This window comes from Herbaspirillum sp. B65, assembly GCF_000333555.1.
Taxonomy (GTDB): domain Bacteria; phylum Pseudomonadota; class Gammaproteobacteria; order Burkholderiales; family Burkholderiaceae_D; genus Herbaspirillum; species Herbaspirillum rubrisubalbicans.
Genome location: NZ_BADI01000775.1, coordinates 16,892 through 35,052 on the forward strand (window position 1 = coordinate 16,892; position 18,161 = coordinate 35,052).

The following is an 18,161-nucleotide window of genomic DNA, read 5'->3' on the forward strand; positions in this document are numbered from 1 at the left end:
CTTGCAGGCCCGTTCTTATCGGTTCATTCAGCGAAATGCTCGGAAATCAGGTTGCGCAGCCAGACATTGCCTTCGTCCTGATTGTAGCGGCGATGCCAGAACATGTTGGTCTGCAGGGCCGGCAGGCGTAGCGGCGGTTTGATGTAGCGCAGTCCGAAGGGGGCGGCGGCGCTCTCGGCCAGCTTGCGCGGCACCGTCACTACCAGCGCGGTGCTGCTGACGATGTAGGGCACGGCCGTGAAGTGCGGCACACGAAAGCGCACGCTGGGCAGGATGCCGGCTTTTTCCAGGTTCTGGTTGATGCGGTCGTAGGGACTTTCCTGCGACGACACCATCAGGTGCTCGGCGGCAAGAAACTCCTTCAAGCTCACCTCGCCGCGCTTGTCCAGCGCATGGCCGAGGCGAAACATGCTCACGTATTCCTGGCGGAACAGCCGTCGCTGGTAGAGTGCTTCCGAGAGATTGTCGAAGGCGCCGATGGCCAGGTCCACCCGTCCGGCTTCCATCTCGCTCTTGAGGTCGATGTTGCCGGCCCGCACCGTGGAGAGGCTCACCCCGGGCGCCACGCAGGCGCAAGCCTCGATCAGGCGCGGCATGAAATAGACCTCGCCGACATCGGTCATGGCGATGGTAAAACGTCGCTCGCTGTCCTGCGGCGCGAAGCCTTCCTGTAGATTGAGAGCGCGTGCCACCTGTTGCAGCGCCGCAGCCACCGGCTCGGCCAGGTGCTCGGCAAAGGGCGTGGGCTGCATCCCCTGGGCGGTGCGCACAAAGAGCTCATCGCCGAAGCTGCGCCGCAGTCGGGCCAGGGCATTGCTCACCGCTGGCTGCGACAGGCCCAGCCGGCGCGCCACGGAGGAAATCTGGCGTTCCTGGAAGACTTCCTGGAAGACCACCAGCAGGTTGAGGTCGATATCGCGCGGTTCGATGAGGGCCATGGTCGGGGCAGCTCGGCAGTGGGCTTGCGTGCGCTGCAATATTCATGAAATGAATGGATCGTATTTTCGTATTTATATCGTAAAAGATGGGCGATTGCACTACAGTGACGTCGCCAGTCATACCAGCAAGAGCCACGCGGCCCGCCCCGCACAGACGGCCACGCAGACTGCGCAAACTGCCATTTTCAGCCGCATCGGCGCGCAGAGGGCAGACAAAAAACTAAAACAATGTAAAGACAGACGAGGAGCAAGACATGAGTATCCACGCAAGTGGCGCTCTCCCCACGGTCCATGTGGACCAGGTGGTGGAGCAGGGCCGGTTTGGCGCTTTCCAGTTCAGCCTGTTGCTGCTGTGCGGCCTGTGCCTGATCATCGATGGTTTCGACGTGCAGGCCATGGGCTACGTGGCCCCGGCCATCATCGCCGACTGGGGCGTGAGCAAGGCCAGCCTGGGACCGGTGTTCGGTGCCGGCCTGTTGGGCATGTTGCTGGGTTCGCTGGTGCTGACCCCGGTGGGGGATCGCTATGGCCGGCGCCCGGTCCTGATCGTGTCCACGCTCTTCTTTGCCGTTTGCATGTTGGCCACGCCCCTGGTGAGCAGCCTGGATCAACTGCTGGTGGTGCGCTTCATCACCGGCTTCGGGCTGGGCAGCATCATGCCCAATGCGATGGCGCTGGTGGGGGAGTTCAGTCCTTCGTCTTCACGCGTGACCCGCATGATGCTGGTGTCCTGCGGCTTTACCGTGGGGGCTGCTGCCGGTGGCTTCGTCAGTGCCGCGCTGATCCCGCACCACGGCTGGCATTCGGTGTTCTGGGTCGGTGGCGCGGTGCCGCTGGTGCTGGGCCTGGCCATGCTGGTCTGGCTGCCCGAATCGATCCAGTTCCTGGTGTTGCATCGCCGCCCGCGCGCCCAGGTGGCACGCTGGTTGCGCAAGCTCGATCCGGCCATCGTCATCGATGACAAGAGCGACATCGTGGTCAAGGAAACCAAGGCCGAAGGGATGCCGGTGGCCGCCCTGTTTCGCGATGGCCGCGCCGGGGTGACCGTGCTGCTGTGGGTCATCAGCTTCATGAACCTGATCAACCTGTATTTCCTCTCCAACTGGCTGCCCACGCTGATCCATGACGCCGGCTATTCCACCCGCACGGCGGTACTGATCGCTACCTCGCTGCAAGTGGGCGGCGTGATCGGTACCTTGTCCCTGGGCCGCTTCATCCATCGCTTCGGCTTTACCCGCGTGCTGGGTGTGTGCTTCCTGCTGGCCTGCCTTTCCATTGCTCTGATCGGCAAGGTGGCTGCGATCCCGGAACTGCTGTTCGTGGCGGTGATCGTGGCCGGTTTTTGCATCGTCGGCGGCCAGCCGGCCGTCAATGCGCTGGCCGGTACCTTCTATCCGACCACGCTGCGCTCCACCGGCATCGGCTGGGCGCTGGGCATCGGCCGCATCGGTTCGGTGGTGGGGCCGGTCATCGGTGGTCAATTGATCGCCTTGCAGTGGAGCAATGGATCGCTGTTCATCGCCGCCGCCGTCCCGGCCCTCATTTCAGCGCTGACCATCACGCGCTTGCATCGTCGTTCCCAAGGAGTTTCTGCATGAATACCGTCACCGATTCTGCCGTCAGCCATCACGTGCATACCCGCGGCTACCAATCCGGCTTCGGCAATGAGTTCGCCACCGAAGCGCTGCCGGGCGCCTTGCCGGCGCACCAGAATTCGCCGCAGCAGGTGGCCTACGGCTTGTATGCCGAACAGATTTCCGGCACCGCCTTCACCGCCCCGCGTGGCCACAATCGCCGCTCCTGGTTGTATCGCATCCGGCCGGCAGCCGTGCATCATCCCTTCGAGGCGATGCCGCGCGGCCTGCTGGTGAGCCACTTCGACGACGTGGCAGCGCCGCCCAACCAGTTGCGCTGGGATCCGCAGCCCATGCCCACGGTCCCCACCGATTTCATCGAAGGCCTGGTCACCGTGGCCGGCAATGGCTCGCCGCAGGCGCAGAGCGGCTGCGCCATCCACCTGTACGCGGCCAATTGTTCGATGACTGATCGCTTCTTCTATTCGGCCGATGGCGAGTGGCTGATCGTGCCGCAACTGGGGCGCCTGCAATTGCGCACCGAGATGGGCGTGCTCGATATCGAACCGCAGGAAATCGCCGTCATCCCGCGCGGCGTGCGTTTCCAGGTGCGCCTGCCGGATGGTGAGGCACGCGGCTACATCTGCGAGAACTTCGGCGCGCTGCTGCGCCTGCCCGATCTCGGCCCGCTGGGCTCCAACGGCTTGGCCAATCCGCGTGATTTCGCCACCCCGCACGCCTGGTACGAAGACCGCGAAGGCGACTTCCAGTTGATCGCCAAGTTCGGCGGCAACCTGTGGCAGGCCCGCATCGGTCATTCGCCGCTGGACGTGGTGGCCTGGCACGGCAACTACGCGCCCTACAAGTACGACCTGCGTCACTTCAACACCATCGGCTCGATCAGCTACGACCATCCCGACCCGTCGATCTTCCTGGTGCTGCAATCGCAGAGCGACACCCCCGGGGTGGACAGCATCGACTTCGTGATCTTCCCGCCGCGCTGGCTGGCCGCCGAACACACCTTCCGCCCGCCCTGGTTCCACCGCAACGTGGCCAGCGAATACATGGGTCTGATTACCGGGCAATACGACGCCAAGGAAGGCGGCGGCTTTGTGCCCGGTGGCGGCAGCCTGCATAATTGCATGAGCGGCCATGGACCGGATGCGACCACCTTCGAGAAAGCCAGCCGCATCGATACCACCCAGCCGAACAAGGTGGACCACACCATGGCCTTCATGTTCGAGACCCGCAACATCCTTTGCCCGACCCGCCATACCCTGGACACGCCGACCTTGCAGCGTGATTACCAGGACTGCTGGCTGGGCATCCAGAAGAACTTCAACCCGGAGCGCGCATGAGCCTGCCTAGCCTGAAACTGAACGAAACCCACGACACCGAGCTGCGTAGCTGGGTAGAGAGTGCCAATGCGGAAAACTGTCCTTTTCCGCTCCAGAATCTGCCTTACGGCGTGTTTCGCCGCACTGGCAGTGAAGAAAACTTCCGGGCTGGCGTGGCCATCGGCAACCAGATCCTGGACCTGCCCGCGGCCCAGGCCGCCGGTGCCTTCTCCGGCTACGACGAAGCCACCCGCGCCGCCGCCCATGCAGCTTGCAGCGGCAGCACCCTCAATGCGCTGATGGCCCTGGATACGGCAGCCTGGTCGGCCCTGCGGCTGGCGCTGTCGCGCCTGCTGCGCAGCGGCTCGCCGCACCAGACCGAACTGGCTGCCTGCCTGGTGCCGCAAGCCCAGGCCGAGTACGACGTGCCGGCGGCCATCGGCGACTACACCGACTTCTACACCTCGATCCATCACGCCACCACGGTGGGCAAGCTGTTCCGTCCTGACAATCCACTGTTGCCCAACTACAAGTGGGTACCCATCGGCTATCACGGCCGCGCCTCCTCCATCGCCATCTCTGGCCAGCAGTTCCGCCGCCCGGTGGGCCAGACCAAGGCGCCCGATGCCGATAGCCCCAGCTTCGGTCCCTGCAAGCGGCTGGATTACGAATTGGAAATGGGTATCTTCATCGGCACAGGCAATGCCCTGGGTGAGCCGGTACCGATGAGCCAGGCCGAGGACAAGGTGTTCGGCCTGTGCCTGTTGAATGACTGGTCGGCACGCGATGTGCAGGCTTTGGAATACCAGCCGCTGGGGCCCTTCCTGTCCAAGAGCTTCGCCTCCACCATCTCGCCCTGGATCGTCACGCTCGAAGCGCTGGCGCCCTACCGCTGCGGCTGGACCCGCCCGGCCGGCGATCCGCAACCCTTGCCCTACCTGGATGCGCCGACCCTGCGCGAGAGCGGCGCCTTGGATATCGAACTGGAAGTGCTGATCCAGACCGCGGCCATGCGTGAAGCCGGCACTGCGCCGCAGCGGCTGTCGCTGGGCAACTATCGCGATGCCTACTGGAGCGTGGCGCAACTGGTCACGCATCACACCGTCAATGGCTGCAACCTGCGTCCGGGCGACTTTCTGGGCACGGGGACGCTGTCCGGTCCCCAGCCCGAAGAAGCAGGATCGCTATTGGAACTGAGCACCGGCGGCAAGGCGCCACTGACCCTGGCCAATGGCCAGCAGCGCGTGTTCCTGGAGGATGGCGACACCATCATCCTGCGCGCGGCGGCACGTCGCGCAGGCCGACCCATCATCGGCTTTGGCGAAGCGGCCGGCACCGTGCTGCCCGCACGCCACCTGGATTGAGGAAGCACGCGCATGACTACCCTGTACAGCTATTTCCGCAGCTCGGCCTCCTACCGGGTGCGTATCGCCCTGAATCTGAAGGGCGTGGCCTACGAGACGGCCGCGGTGCACCTGTTGAACCAGGGCGGCGAGCAATTGCTGCCGGCCTTCACGCAAGTCAATCCGCACGCCCTGGTGCCGGTGCTGGCTGATCAAGGGCGCTTGCTCACGCAATCGATGGCCATGCTGGAATACCTGGAAGAGCGCTATCCGGCGCCTGCGCTGCTGCCGGGCGACGCCTTTCAGCGTGCCCACATCCGCGAACTGGCCCTGGCCATTGCCTGCGAAATCCATCCGCTGAACAACCTGCGCGTGCTGCGTTACCTGAAGCACCAACTGGCGGTGGACGAAGCCCAGAAAACCGCGTGGATCCAGCACTGGATCAAGCTCGGCTTTAGCGCGCTGGAGCAGCAGCTGGCCGCTGACACCACGCGCGGTCATTTCTGTGTGGGCGATGCCCCGACCATGGCCGATTGCTTCCTGGTGCCGCAGATCTTCAATGCCCGCCGCTTCGAGGTGGACATGGCGCCATACCCCACGCTATGCGCCATCGACGCCGCCTGCAATGCCTTGCCGGCCTTCCAGCAGGCGCATCCGGCGCAACAGCCGGACGCCGCCTGAGCGCGCTGTGGGCCGCGTTCAGCCCTGGGGGCGACGCGGCACCAGCAGGTTGCCGGTCATGATCAGCACCGGCTCATCGTGCTGGTTATAGGTCGTCACGCGGTGGTTGAGGAAGCCTTGCTTGGGTTTGGATTGCGAGGTCTGGATGGCCAGCACCTCGGCTTCCAGCCGTAATACGTCACCGGGCCGGGTCGGACGCGGCCAGCGGAATTCATCGAAGCCGGCACCGATCAGCCCGCCCTGGATATGCAGGGTATCGACCAGCAGGCGCATGGTCAGCGCGGCGGTATGCCAGCCGCTGGCGGCCAGTCCCCGGAAGAAGCTCTGCTGGGCCGCCTGCTCATCCAGATGGAAGGGCTGGGGATCGAACTGGGCGGCGAATTGCTTGATGGCGTCGGCCTCCACGGTGATTGTGCCCGGCGAGCGGAACACCTGGCCGGGGTGGAAGTCTTCCAGATGGTTGAGTGCGTTCACTGCGTCTCCCTTGGCGTTACGCATGAGGACATGCTTGTTTTGTGAGTGAGGCAGGGGCCAGTATAACGACACACAGGAAAAGCAACAGGCCGCAGCGGACTTCTCCGCTGCGGCCTGTTGGCCTTTTGCTCCCGACGCAGTGACGATCAGGACGACTTGGACAACTTGCTCAACTGCTGCGTCAGATAGCTCTGGCGCGATTGCATGGTGGCCAGGGTGACGTTGAGGCGGTTGAACTGGTTGGTATAGGCATCCTTCAGGTTCTGCAGGCGCGTATTGGCAGCGGTCTGCTGGTCGGTCACGATCTTGAGGCTGTCCTGCAGCCCCTTGGTCTTGGTGGCCAGCGTGCCGTTGTCGCCCAGGATCGAGTCCATCAGCTTCTGCAGCTTGGGCACCACGCCGCCGCTGCCAGTGAAGAGCTTGCTGACCCCTTCGAAGTCCTTGCCCGCCGCGGTGGTCAGCTTGCTGGCGTCCAGCGCCAGCGTGCCATCCTTCTGGAAGGAAATGCCGACCTGCGACAGGTTGGTGCCGCCATCATCGCCCAGTGCGCCCAGCATGGTGCTGCGGATCTGGTTCATCATGCTCAACACCGAGGATTCGGCCGCCAGCGGCGAACCGGTGCTGGCCTGGCCCTTGGTGGTGGATGGGGTCTGCTTGGTCAGGCCGGCCACCGCCTTGGCCAGCGTGTTGTAGGCGCTCACGAAGTTGTTGGCCGCAGTGGACACGCCGCTGGTGTCATTGGTGATGGCCAGCGTGAAATTGTCGGCCGAGGTGGTGACCTTGCTCAGGTTCAGGGTCACGCCCGAGATGGCATTGCTGACCTTGTTGCTGGTGCTGGTCACGGCCACGCCATCGATGGTCAGCTTGGCATCCTGCGCCTTGGCCAGTTGCCCCATGCTGCTGCCCACCAGATCGGCATAGTCGTTGTTGCCGGTCAACTGGATGGCGTCGGTGCCGGTGGGAGTGAGCACCAGATGGTCCTTGCTGCCATCGTTGCTGATGCTGGCGGTCACGCCCGTGTTGGCGTTGTTGATGGCCTTCATCACGTCATTGAGGCCGATGGCGCCGCTGCCATCGAGGTCGGTAGGGGTGATGGTAAAGGACTTGTTGCCCACCTGCAGGGCCAGGTTGCCGTTGCTGTAGGTCTTATTGGTATCGACGCCGGTGCTGGTCACCGTGCCGCTGGGGTCGAAGTTGAACACCGAGAAATTGCCCGTGCCGCTGACCCGCAGGTTGTTGGCTGCGCCAGTGTCTTTGGCAGTCAATACCAGGTGATCGTTGGTGCCATCGCTGACGATGGAGGCATTTACGCCGGCTTCACTGGCATTGATCGCATCGCGCACGCCGGCCAGGGAATTGGTCTTGGGCTGGATCAGCACGGTCGAGCCGTTGCCGGTCTTGATGGCCAGCACCCCATTGTCGAAGGTGCTGCCGGGGGCGATGGCGGCCGAGCTGACCTTGACCGCCTGCGCCAACTGGCTCACCCCGATGCTGTACTTGCCGGCGGCAGCCTTGGTGGCATCGCGCGGCGCCTGGATCTGGGTGGTCGAGCCGGCCACGCTGGGATCGTAGCTCAGGTCCGACATACTGTTGTTGGCGCTGACCTTGATGGTATTGGCCGTGCCGGTGCTATTGGACTCCAGCACCAGGTGGTCGCCATTGGCATCGGTAGTGATGGAAGCCGTCACGCCCGCCTTGGAGGCATTGATCGTATCGCGCAGCCCGGCCATCGTGGCATCGGCCTTGAGGGTAATGAAGGTGGGCTGGTTGGTGCCGATCTTGATGGCAATCGTGTCGCCCGAACTGAAGGTGGTGTTGCTGGAATAGCCACGCGACTGCAGCTTTTGCGCCAGCGCCTTGGTCGAGTCGTCGCTGTTGGCGTCGGCCGTGAAGGGATCGGTGGTCAGGTTGCTGCCGGTGCCGGCGTTGGTCAACGTGCTCTTCTGCGCGCTGAAGCTGGCCGCGGTCATCGCCTTCAAGGCGGTCTGGTAGCTCGACAGGGCGTTCTTCAACGACCCATAGGCCGAGATGAGCGTGTTGAAGCCGCTCTCCTTGGTCTTCAGCGGTGTGAGCTTGGACTTGCTTTCGACGGCGATAAGCTGGTTGACCAGCGTCGATACATCGAGCGGACCGGCCGATGTCGAGATGGTACCGGTAGAAGTTGCCATGAATGACCCCTGAACAATGATGAGCTTTTCTTGTATTTTAAGAATCTGACGAAGCGTCAGATTCCCGAAGGTTAACGGCAGCTCTTTACAAAAGTAAAGGGTGAGTTTGCTGACAAAAAATGACTTTTGTCTGCAGTTTTGATGGAGATTCGATGGAGATTGGGCGCGCGAGCCCGTCAGCAAAGGCCGGTAGCGCGATGGAGGGAGGGGGCGCAGAGCACCCGGCAGGCAAGAAATAAAGCGAAAAGTGTACAAAACTTCACGTCATGCCCGGAAATACCGATGGCAGGCCGGTGCCTGCCAGCCGGTTTAGCTCTGTATGAACTTTTCCAAAGGATAGTGATGCTTGACGAAGGGCGACTTGATGACGATGTAGCTGAAATACTTCTCGATGCGCAGGTTCTGTTCCAGCAGCGACTCGATCACGCTCTGGTAATGCACCACGCTACGGGTCATGAACTTGAGCAGGTAATCATAGCCACCGCTGACCAGGTGGCATTCGATGATTTCATCGACGTTGCGGATATAGGACTCGAACTTGGCAAAGTCTTCGCGGCGATGGTCCGACAGCGTCACTTCGGTAAACACGATCTGCACATCGGCCAGTTTTTCCAGCCGGATGTAGGCGCCATAGCCGCTGATGTAGCCGGCTTTTTCCAGGCGCTTGACGCGGATCAGGCAGGGACTGGGCGACAGGCCCACGGCATCGGCCAGGATCACATTGGTAATGCGGCTATTCTGCTGCAGGTGACACAAAATCCTCAGATCGATCCGGTCCAGTTTCAACGCGCCATTAGTCATCATCTTGCCTCGGGTTATTCGACAGCACCGGCCTGACTTGCTGGGATGGCGTCCACAGCACAGGCAGGCCGGTTGTTGCAGGGCATTTTAACCCCTTAAGCCCGTATTGCTGCATCCGGTCAGGGGCTTCACTCGCATTCAGGCGTCTTATTTGACGGCCTGGCGCACGTCGGGCTGGGCCAGCACTTCGTCGAGGATGGCGCGCAGGCGCGCAAACATCAGGGCAAAGTCTTGCTCGGTGTAGCACAGCGCCGGCGCAAAGCCCAGGATGTTATCGCCAAAGGCACGGAAGATCAGGCCGTGGCGATAGGCCACCTGGAAGATGCGCTCATGCAGCTTGAGCTCGGGTGCAAAGCGCGCCTTGGTGGTCTTGTCGGCCACCAGTTCCAGCGCGCCCAACAGGCCACGGCTGCGGGCGTCGCCCACCAGCGGATGATCCAGCAGCGCGCGCAGGCCGCCGGCAAACACCGGCTCCAGGCGCCGACCGTTTTCCAGCAGGCCGCCTTCTTCGTACAGGCGCAGCACTTCCAGCGCCACCGCGGCACTGACCGGATGGGCCGAGTAGGTCTGGCCGTGGCCCACCACCGTGCTCATCGGCGCGCCATCGGCGATGCCCTGGTAGACGCGGTCCGACATCATCACCGCACCCATGGGCGCATAGCCGGCCGTCAGACCCTTGGCCATGGTCATCAGGTCGGGCTGCACATCTTCGTCCAGGCAGGCGAACATGGGGCCGGTGCGACCGAAGCCGGTGATGACTTCATCCACCACGAACAGGATGTCCAGTTCATTGCAGGCCAGTTGCATGGCCTTGAGCCAGCCCTTGGGCGGCACCACCACACCGCCCGAGCCCTGGACCGGTTCGCAGAAGAAGGCGGCCACGTTGTCGGCGCCCAGTTCGGCGACCTTCGCGCGCAGTGCCTGCACCGAGGCCGCGATGATCGCTGCATCGTCCTGCAGTTCGCTGCGGTAGGGATAGGGCGAGGGCAGGTAATGCTGGGTCGGCAGCGGCAGGTCGAAATGGAAATGGAAATTGGGCAGCGCCGTCAGGCCGGCACCTACCGAGGAAGAACCGTGATAGCCGCGCTGCAGCGAGATGAAGTTCTTCTTGGTGGGCTTGCCGATGGAGTTGTGGTAGTGCGTGATGTAGCGGATAGCCGCGTCCACCGCATCCGATCCGCCCAGCGTGAAGTAGACGTGCTGCAGCGATGCCGGGCTGATGTCCACCAGTTTCTTGGCCAGCAGGATGGCCGGCTCCGAGGCGAAGTGGAAATAGCCGGTGGCATAGGGCAGGCGTTGCATCTGCTCGGTGGCGGCGCGGATCACGCTCTCTTGTCCATAGCCGGTATTGACGCACCACAGGCCCGAGAAGGCATCCAGCAACTGCTTGTCCTGCTGGTCGGTCAGGTAGGCGCCGTGGCCGGACTTGAGGATGATGGGCCCCAGTTCTTCATGCTCGCGGAAGCTGGCAACAGGGTGGATCAGGTGGCTGCGGTCAAGGGCGGCCAGGGAAGAAGTTTGCATAGAAGAGGACTCGCTGAGGATGGCGTTGAACAAGGCAGTGCAGGTGGCACAACCGGCATGTGTTCTATGCTATGCCGGCCTCATCGCAGGCGCTGCGCAAGATGCAGGGCCGAAAAAGCATCTTCATGGGTTTTGCGGGCGGCCATAGCATTTTCTGCGGCAGCCGCCCGCAAGTCTTCAGCCCAGCGCCTGATTGACGATGGAGAACAACTGCATGTCCGGGTTGTGTACCGGCGGGGTGCCCTTGCACATGCGCGTGACGTGGTCCACGCAGGTCACCCCCAGCTTGTCCAGCCAGGTTGGCAGGCCGGTCGATTCGAACACGTCGATGCGGATGAAGGAATCCGAATAGGTATTGATCCAGTGTGCGATCAGCCCCTTGGCGCGTTCGGTGTCGGGCGCTACCACCGGGCCGATCACGCGGCCATGGCCGAAGCGACGCACCAGGGCGAAGCCGAGCATCTCGCCATCGCGATCCAGCGCCACCCCTTCGGAGATTTCCAGCAGCGCCAGCAAGAGCTTGCTGCGGTCCATGCCGCTGGCTTGCGCATCCAGCTCCAACAGCCTGGCGACGTCATTCTTGCCCATCGGCCGTACCCGTTCGCCCGGTGGCAGCGAGACCAGCACCGGTTGCGCCGAAGCGCCCTGGAACTGATGCAGCACATCCTGCTGCACGAAGCCCAGTTGCTTGTACAAGGGCATCCCGGCGGCCGTGGCATTGACCATCAGGCTGTGCGCACTGACCTGGCTGGCCGCATGTTGCATCAGGCGCCGCCCCAGGCCGCGCCGTTGCAGCTCGGCCTGTACCAGCAGCATCCCGATGACCGCATGGTGCTCGCCATAGGGGGTACAGACCACGCTACCGACGATGCGCAGCGGGGCGTCCGAGGCGGTGTCTTCCAGCAGATAGCCTTGTCCCATCTGCAGCAGGAAGTCCCAGTCTTCCAGTCGGTGCGGCCACTTGAAACGCAGCGAGAGCCGGTGACAGGCCCCCAGGTCATCGGCTGCCATGGGTCGCAACAGCAGGTCCGGCAAGGGCGCGCGGACCTGCTGGGCGATCTGCCCGGGATGGGAGTCAGGGGGGGACAGCGCAGGCATGTGGGCTCCTGTTCGGTTCAATGAGGGAGAGTCGACTCAGAGCTGACCCTGGCAGACGTACTTGGTATGCAGGTAGTCGTCCAGGCCATGCACCGAGCCTTCGCGGCCATAGCCGGATTCCTTGACGCCGCCGAAGGGCGCCGCTTCGGCGGCCAGCGCACCTTCGTTGACGCCGACGATGCCGCTTTCCAGCGCATCGGTGACGCGGTGGATGCGACGCACGTCGGTCGAATAGAAATATGCCGCCAGGCCGAAGGGGGTGGCATTGGCTGCGGCCACGACTTCTTCTTCGGTGGCAAAGCGCGTGATCGGCGCCACCGGGCCGAAGGTTTCTTCGCAGCTGCATTGCATCTGGCCGGTGACATCGGCCAGCACCGTGGGGGCGAAGTAGTTGTCGCTGTCGAAACCCGGACCTTGCAGGCGTTGACCGCCGGTAATGACGCGCGCGCCGCGTTCGATGGCGTCGCGCACGTGCTGGTCGATCTTGGCAATGGCGCGGGCATTGATCATGGGGCCGATCTGCGAGGCCGGATCGGTGGCGGGGCCGACCTTGAGCGCGGCCACGCGTGCGCCCAGCTTGGCCACGAAGGCGTCATAGACCTTCTCTTGCACGTAGATGCGGTTGGGGCTCACGCAGGTCTGGCCGCCGTTGCGGAACTTGGCCGCCATCACGCCATCGATGGCCGCATCCAGGTCGGCATCGTCGAACACGATGAAGGGTGCATTGCCACCCAGTTCCAGCGAGAGCTTCTTCAAGGTGTCGGCAGAGTGGCGCGCCAGGTGCTTGCCCACTGCGGTGGAGCCGGTAAAGCTGATCTTGCGCACGCGCGAGTCGGCCAGCCATACGTCCACCACTTCCGGCGTACGTTCGCGCGAGGCGGTGACGATGTTGATCACACCGGCCGGCACACCGGCTTCCAGCGCCAGGCGGATGATCGCCAGCGAGGTCAGGGGCGTATCTTCGGCCGGCTTGCACACCACGGTGCAGCCTGCGGCCAGGGCCGGGGCGATCTTGCGGGCGATCATGGCCGCCGGGAAATTCCACGGCGTGATGGCCGCCACCACACCCACCGGTTCCTTCAGCGCCATCATGCGGCGACCCGTGACCGGGGCCGGGATGATGTCGCCATTGGCACGCGTGGCTTCTTCGCCAAACCATTCCACGTAGCTGGCCGCATAGGCCACTTCACCCTTGGCTTCGGCCAGGGGCTTGCCCTGTTCGCGCGAGATCAGACGGCCCAGGTCTTCCTGGTGCGCCAGCAGCAGATCGTTCCAGCGCTTGATGATGGTAGCGCGCTGCTTGGCCGGCGTAGCGCGCCAGGCCGGGAAGGCGGCCGCGGCCGCATCGACTGCGGCGCGGGCATCTTCGGCATTGCCATCGGGCACGCTGGCAAACACTTGGCCGGTGGCCGGGTTGCTCACTTCCAGCACGCGACCATCGGCCGCTGCGCGCCATTGGGCGCCGATCAATTGGGTACCGGGCATCAGGTCCGGGCGTTGCAGTTCGAGTGAATTCATGGCGGGCATTCAGTAAAAGTTAATACGGGAGACGAGGAGCATTCAGGCCAGCTTATCCTTGAGCTGGTAATACAGGCCGATCATCGGCAAGAACCAGGGCGGGCCGAAGTGGCCGGGGATGGCCGGCCACTCGCGTTCGCGCCAGGGATTGGCCAGTGCATCGCCGGCCATGACCTGGGCCATGCACTGGCCCATGTGTACCGACATCTGGGTGCCGTGGCCGCTATAGCCCATGGAGTAGTACAGGCCATCGCGTTCGCCGGCCTGTGGCAGGCGGTCGCGCGTCATGTCGACCAGGCCGCCCCAGCAGTAATCCAGGCGCACCTGGCCCAGTTGCGGGAAGGTCTCATGCAGGCCCTGACGCAGGATTTCGCCGCTGGCCGCATCGGACTGCGGGCTGGAAATCGCAAAGCGCGCCCGGCCGCCGAAGACCAGTCGGGTATCGGGCGTCATGCGGAAATAGTGGTGGATATTGGCCACCGTGGTGTAGGTGCGCTGCCGGGCCAGCAGGCTGGCGGCGCGTTCGGCGCCCAGCGGTTCGGTCACCACGATGAAGCTGCCGACGGGCACGATGCGGCGGCGCAGCCAGCCGAAGCTGCCATAGCCGCCGTGGCGGCTGGCGCCGGTGGCCAGCAAGACCTGCTTGGCCAGCACCGTGCCGCGCGCGGTGTGCACGCGATGGCCGTGGGTCTGGCCGATGCGTTCCAGGCGGCGTACTTCGGTGCTGGTGTGGATGGCCGCACCATGGCGCTCGGCGGCCAGCGCCAGGCCATAGGCAAACTGGCCCATGTGCATCTGTGCGCTGCGCTTGTAGAGCAGGCCGCCATGGAAGCGTTCGCTTTGCACCTCGGCACGCACGCGTGCGGCATCCAGGATTTCCACGTCGCGGTCCACGCCATCGGCGATGAGGCGCTCGGCGCTGCGTTGCAGGGCTTCCATCTGGTAGGGCCGGGTCGCCATCTTGAGCTTGCCATGGCGCAGGAAGTCGCAGGCGATCTGTTCTTCCTTGACCAGGCGCGCTACGGTATCGACCGCATCGTCATAGGCGTGATACCAGGCGCGTGCGCGCTCCACACCGACCTTGGCGGCCACCTCTGCATAATCTACCGCCAGGCCATTGTTGACGTGACCGCCATTGCGCCCCGAGGCTTCGGCCGCCACGTGCGGGCCGGCTTCCAGCACGACCACCGAGGCCCCGCGCTTGGCCAGCGCCAATGCGGCTGAGAGCCCTGTGAAACCGCCACCGACGATGGCCACATCGACTTGCGCCGGCAGCTCGCGGGAGGGGGAGATGTAGAGCGGGGCAGAATCGTTCCAGTAGGATTCCAGCTTCATGGTCGGGGCAATCGGGCAGGTAAGTGGATAAAGGGCAGGGCGGTACGCCACAGGACGTAGCGCGCCATACCATCAAGGATAAAACGCCTGCGCCAGACGGGGGGCGCAAACTGCACCCGCCAAGTGGCATGGGATGCCGTTCTTGGCTGGGCAATCGGCATTTTGTTTGCCATGGAGCAGCAGGGTGGGCTTCAGTACCCGCGCTGGCGGTCGATCAGACCCAGCAAGGGCAGGCCGGCCTGATGACGGCGCAGGTTCTCCAGCACGGCATCGACCGCCCCATCGGGCTGGGTCATGCTGGCGATGTGGGGCGTGAGCACGATGTCGGGGTGGCTCCAGAATGGATGGCCGGCCGGCAGGGGTTCGGTCTGGCATACGTCCAGCACGGCCGCACTTAACTGTCCTTCCTGTAGCGCCGCCAGCAGATCATCCTCGACCAGGTGGCCGCCGCGTCCGACGTTGATCAGCGCCGCGCCGCGTGGCAATTGCGCAAACAATTCACGGCAGAGCAGGCCACGGGTGTCATCGGTCAAGGGCAGCAGGCACACCAGCACATCGGTACGCGCCAGGAAGTCCTGCAAGCCCGCACTGCCGCTATAGCAGGTGATGCCCTCCAACTGGTGCGCCGAACGGCTCCAGCCGGCGCAGGGAAAGCCCAGTCCCTGCAACTGCTGCAGCACCGCGCGGCCCAGCATCCCCAGGCCCAGCACGCCGACCCGGCAAGCCGAGGCCGGCCGCACGCGATGGGCTTGCCACACCTGTTGGCGCTGCTGGCGCGCGTAGAGGTGGGCCTCGCGATGCAGGCCCAGCACGGCGTGGGTGACGTACTGCACCATGCCGGCGACGATGCCCGGCTCGGTCATGCGCACCACCGGCAACTCCGGGGGCAGGATCGACATGTCGAACTGGTCGATGCCGGCGCCCACCGAGAACAGGATCTCCAGGTTGGGGAAGCGCTGCGCGATATCGTCCGGTGGCGTCCAGGCGGCCAGGTAGCGCACGCTGGCGCCATCGCCGTCATGCGGCCAGATATGGAAGGGCAGTTCGGGCGCCTTCTGGGCAAACAATTGTGCCCATTCGGCGCCACGTACCGGGTCGGCCTTGTAGAGAAAAGTCATGATGTCTGGCGCGCGCCTTTCAGCCCAGCGCCTGGTTGATGATGGAATAGGTACGCCATTGCGCGTGCGCCTGCGGCGGCGTGCCGCGGCACATGCTCACCACGTCGTCCACGCAGACCAGGCCGATCTCCTGCAGCCAGGGTTTGAGGCCGCTCCTGCCGGGCACGTCAATGCGCAGGAAGCTGCCGGGATACTGGTTGACCCAGAAGGCGATGAGCGTCTTGGCGTCATCCACATTGCTGGCGATCACCGGGCCGATCACGCGACCGCGACCGAATTCGCGCAGCATCGCCACGCCCTTGACCTGACCATCCTGTTCCAGCACCGCCACCTCAGCAAATTGCAGCAGGGTCTGCAGCAGGGTGCTGCGGTCCATGCCGCTGGCCTGGCGGTCCAGCGCCAGCAGGGCGGGGACTTCTTCTTGTCGCAGCGGTCGGATCTGCACCCCCGCTGCCAGCGTCAGCGGCGCCTTGGCACTGTTGCTCTGGTGCTGGCTCAGGGTATCGGTGACCACGAAGCCCAATTTCTCATAGAGCGGGCGACCTGCTTCGGTGGCATTGAGCAGCACGCTGCGGTTGCCGGCATCGCGCAGCAACTGCTGCATCATGGCGCGGCCCAGGCCGCGGCCCTGCAGCGCATCGGCGATGATGACCAGTCCCAGTGCAGCGTGATCGGCACCGGCTGGGCACAACATGCCGCTGCCGGCCACCGTGCGGCTGCCATCCGCTTCTTCCAGTTCGACCGTCCAGCTGCGGCTGACGCGATGGTGGAATTGCCAGTCAACCAGCCGGTGCGGCCATTTCAAGTGTTGACTCAAGGCATGGCAACTGGCCAGGTCGGACTCGCGCATCGGGCGCAACGTGGCCTGGGCGCTGGGTGGGGCGGGGTGGGTGCTTGCAGCTTGCATAAAGCGTGTCCTTGTCCTTGTATAAGTGCTGGGTAAGGTGCAATGCCGGTGATGCTGCCAGGAGCTGGGCAGCATTGCCGGAGCATCGGATATACCCCAGCGATGATGCGCCTTGCGTGGCATCGCGCGGTGGTTTTCGATGGCGCCAATTCGCAATCTTATGGCGATCTGCCCCCCGTTCTCGGCACAAAATTGGGCGCTATCGGCGGTAGCATGGTGCAGCCCCCGCAGGCTCTCCATACTGACTCACTGTGGGGTGTGCGCGATTGCCTGTGTTGGCCTGCCTGCGCAATTGGCATCCAGGGGATGTGCCGGCAGCGCAGAAAAATTCCGCACCAGCTTGGTGAAAATGCCCCAAAGCAGCGCAAGCGGTTCGTATTGCTGCACTGCTCGGCAAGCTATGCTGATTGGATCGTCGAAAACACATATTTCTGTTTCGTGACCCGGTCAAAAAGGAATAAATCGCAGGTTTCGCTATGTTGTAATCCTTCCCATGCATTGAACCGATTCACCCGAACCCGCCGCAACCCTACGCAGGAATATTTTTTAGACAGGACGATTTTTCATGAGCACTTTCAAGCCCAAATTCATCACCTTCGACTGCTACGGCACCCTGACCCGTTTCCAGATGTCGGAAACCGCGCAGAAGATCTACGCCGACCGCGTCTCGGCAGAAGATATGCCATTTTTCCTGCGCCAGTTCGCGGCCTATCGCTTGGATGAAGTATTGGACCAGTGGAAGCCCTACGAACAGGTCTGCAAGAATGCCATCACCCGCACCTGTGAACGTTGGGGTATCAAGACCAATGACGAAGAAACCGGCGCCTTCTACAAGGCCGTGCCGACCTGGGGTCCGCACGCCGACGTGCCCGAAGGCCTGTCCAAGGTAGCCAAGGAATTCCCGCTGGTGATCTTCTCCAACGCCGACGACAGCCAGATCATGCACAACGTCGAGAAGCTGGGTGCGCCTTTCCACAAGGTCTTCACCGCCCAGCAGGCACAAGCCTACAAGCCGCGCCTGCGTGCCTTCGAATACATGCTCGACAACCTGAACTGCAACCCGGAAGATGTGCTGCACGTCTCTTCCAGCCTGCGCTACGACCTCATGCCGGCTTCCGACATGGGCATCAAGAACAAGGTCTTCGTGGCACGCGGCCATGAACCCTCGACCCCGTACTACGGCTACACCGAGATCAAAGACATCTCCGGCCTGCCGGGCGTGCTCGGTCTGTAAGACTGGCGGGGGCGCAGCAGCTCCCGTGCCGTATCAGTATTTCCCCGGTCACCACGCGCTGGTATCCAAGTTGTGAGACAGTGACCGGGCCCATCAGGTGGCTTGCCCCGA

The 18,161-nt window shown here is 63.6% G+C and carries 15 protein-coding genes; 5 read left to right on the top strand and 10 right to left on the bottom strand.

The window, feature by feature from the left end:
- Positions 1-23: 23 nt before the first annotated feature.
- Positions 24-938: a LysR family transcriptional regulator gene (locus I5W_RS18375; protein WP_044530310.1), complete on the bottom strand. Its 915-nt coding sequence runs from the start codon at positions 936-938 to the stop codon at positions 24-26.
- Between the two features lie 254 nt (positions 939-1,192).
- Here I5W_RS18375 and I5W_RS18380 point away from each other — a divergent pair, with 254 nt between their 5' ends.
- Genes I5W_RS18380 through maiA form a run of 4 tightly spaced genes read left to right on the top strand, consistent with a single transcriptional unit; the run spans position 1,193 to position 5,873 of the window.
- Positions 1,193-2,536: an MFS transporter gene (locus I5W_RS18380; RefSeq protein WP_044530311.1), complete on the top strand. Its 1,344-nt coding sequence runs from the start codon at positions 1,193-1,195 to the stop codon at positions 2,534-2,536.
- Positions 2,533-3,870: a homogentisate 1,2-dioxygenase gene (hmgA, locus tag I5W_RS18385; RefSeq protein ID WP_044530312.1), complete on the top strand. Its 1,338-nt coding sequence runs from the start codon at positions 2,533-2,535 to the stop codon at positions 3,868-3,870. The genes I5W_RS18380 and hmgA overlap by 4 nt, the downstream gene beginning before the upstream one ends.
- Entirely contained in the window at positions 3,867-5,213 is a 1,347-nt protein-coding gene (gene fahA / locus I5W_RS18390) for a fumarylacetoacetase (protein ID WP_044530313.1), read from the top strand. Before hmgA ends, fahA begins: the two co-directional genes overlap by 4 nt.
- Positions 5,214-5,225: 12 nt before the next feature.
- A complete protein-coding gene (maiA, locus tag I5W_RS18395) occupies positions 5,226-5,873 on the top strand; it encodes a maleylacetoacetate isomerase (protein ID WP_017453836.1) in 648 nt (215 codons plus the stop codon).
- A gap of 18 nt (positions 5,874-5,891) precedes the next feature.
- Here the strand turns inward: maiA and I5W_RS18400 are convergent, their stop codons facing one another.
- The 9 genes from I5W_RS18400 to I5W_RS18440 all read right to left on the bottom strand — a co-directional run bounded on the left by I5W_RS18400 (position 5,892) and on the right by I5W_RS18440 (position 16,816).
- Positions 5,892-6,347 (bottom strand): MaoC family dehydratase, encoded by a 456-nt coding sequence (locus I5W_RS18400; protein ID WP_017453837.1) that lies wholly within the window; start codon positions 6,345-6,347, stop codon positions 5,892-5,894.
- A gap of 146 nt (positions 6,348-6,493) precedes the next feature.
- Positions 6,494-8,515 (bottom strand): flagellar filament capping protein FliD, encoded by a 2,022-nt coding sequence (gene fliD, locus I5W_RS18405; protein WP_044530314.1) that lies wholly within the window; start codon positions 8,513-8,515, stop codon positions 6,494-6,496.
- A gap of 309 nt (positions 8,516-8,824) precedes the next feature.
- Positions 8,825-9,319 carry an Lrp/AsnC family transcriptional regulator gene (locus I5W_RS18410; RefSeq protein ID WP_017453840.1) on the bottom strand — a complete coding sequence of 165 codons (495 nt, stop codon included), beginning with the start codon at positions 9,317-9,319 and terminating at the stop codon, positions 8,825-8,827.
- Between the two features lie 144 nt (positions 9,320-9,463).
- Positions 9,464-10,840, bottom strand: coding sequence for an aspartate aminotransferase family protein (locus tag I5W_RS18415; protein WP_044530315.1), 1,377 nt, complete (start codon positions 10,838-10,840; stop codon positions 9,464-9,466).
- A gap of 177 nt (positions 10,841-11,017) precedes the next feature.
- Complete coding sequence (locus I5W_RS18420; protein WP_017453843.1) at positions 11,018-11,938, bottom strand: GNAT family N-acetyltransferase; 921 nt, start codon at positions 11,936-11,938, stop codon at positions 11,018-11,020.
- 36 nt (positions 11,939-11,974) lie between these two features.
- Positions 11,975-13,456 carry an NAD-dependent succinate-semialdehyde dehydrogenase gene (locus I5W_RS18425; protein ID WP_171940170.1) on the bottom strand — a complete coding sequence of 494 codons (1,482 nt, stop codon included), beginning with the start codon at positions 13,454-13,456 and terminating at the stop codon, positions 11,975-11,977.
- 42 nt (positions 13,457-13,498) lie between these two features.
- Complete coding sequence (locus I5W_RS18430; protein ID WP_044530317.1) at positions 13,499-14,791, bottom strand: NAD(P)/FAD-dependent oxidoreductase; 1,293 nt, start codon at positions 14,789-14,791, stop codon at positions 13,499-13,501.
- Positions 14,792-14,982: 191 nt separating this feature from the next.
- Entirely contained in the window at positions 14,983-15,909 is a 927-nt protein-coding gene (locus tag I5W_RS18435) for a 2-hydroxyacid dehydrogenase (protein WP_044530318.1), read from the bottom strand.
- 19 nt (positions 15,910-15,928) lie between these two features.
- The gene (locus I5W_RS18440; protein ID WP_044530319.1) at positions 15,929-16,816 is read right to left on the bottom strand and encodes a GNAT family N-acetyltransferase; all 888 of its coding nucleotides are present in this window, start codon (positions 16,814-16,816) and stop codon (positions 15,929-15,931) included.
- Between the two features lie 565 nt (positions 16,817-17,381).
- On the opposite strand from I5W_RS18440, the gene I5W_RS18445 reads away from it, so the two are divergent.
- Positions 17,382-18,050, top strand: coding sequence for a haloacid dehalogenase type II (locus I5W_RS18445; RefSeq protein ID WP_017453848.1), 669 nt, complete (start codon positions 17,382-17,384; stop codon positions 18,048-18,050).
- Positions 18,051-18,161 lie beyond the last annotated feature (111 nt).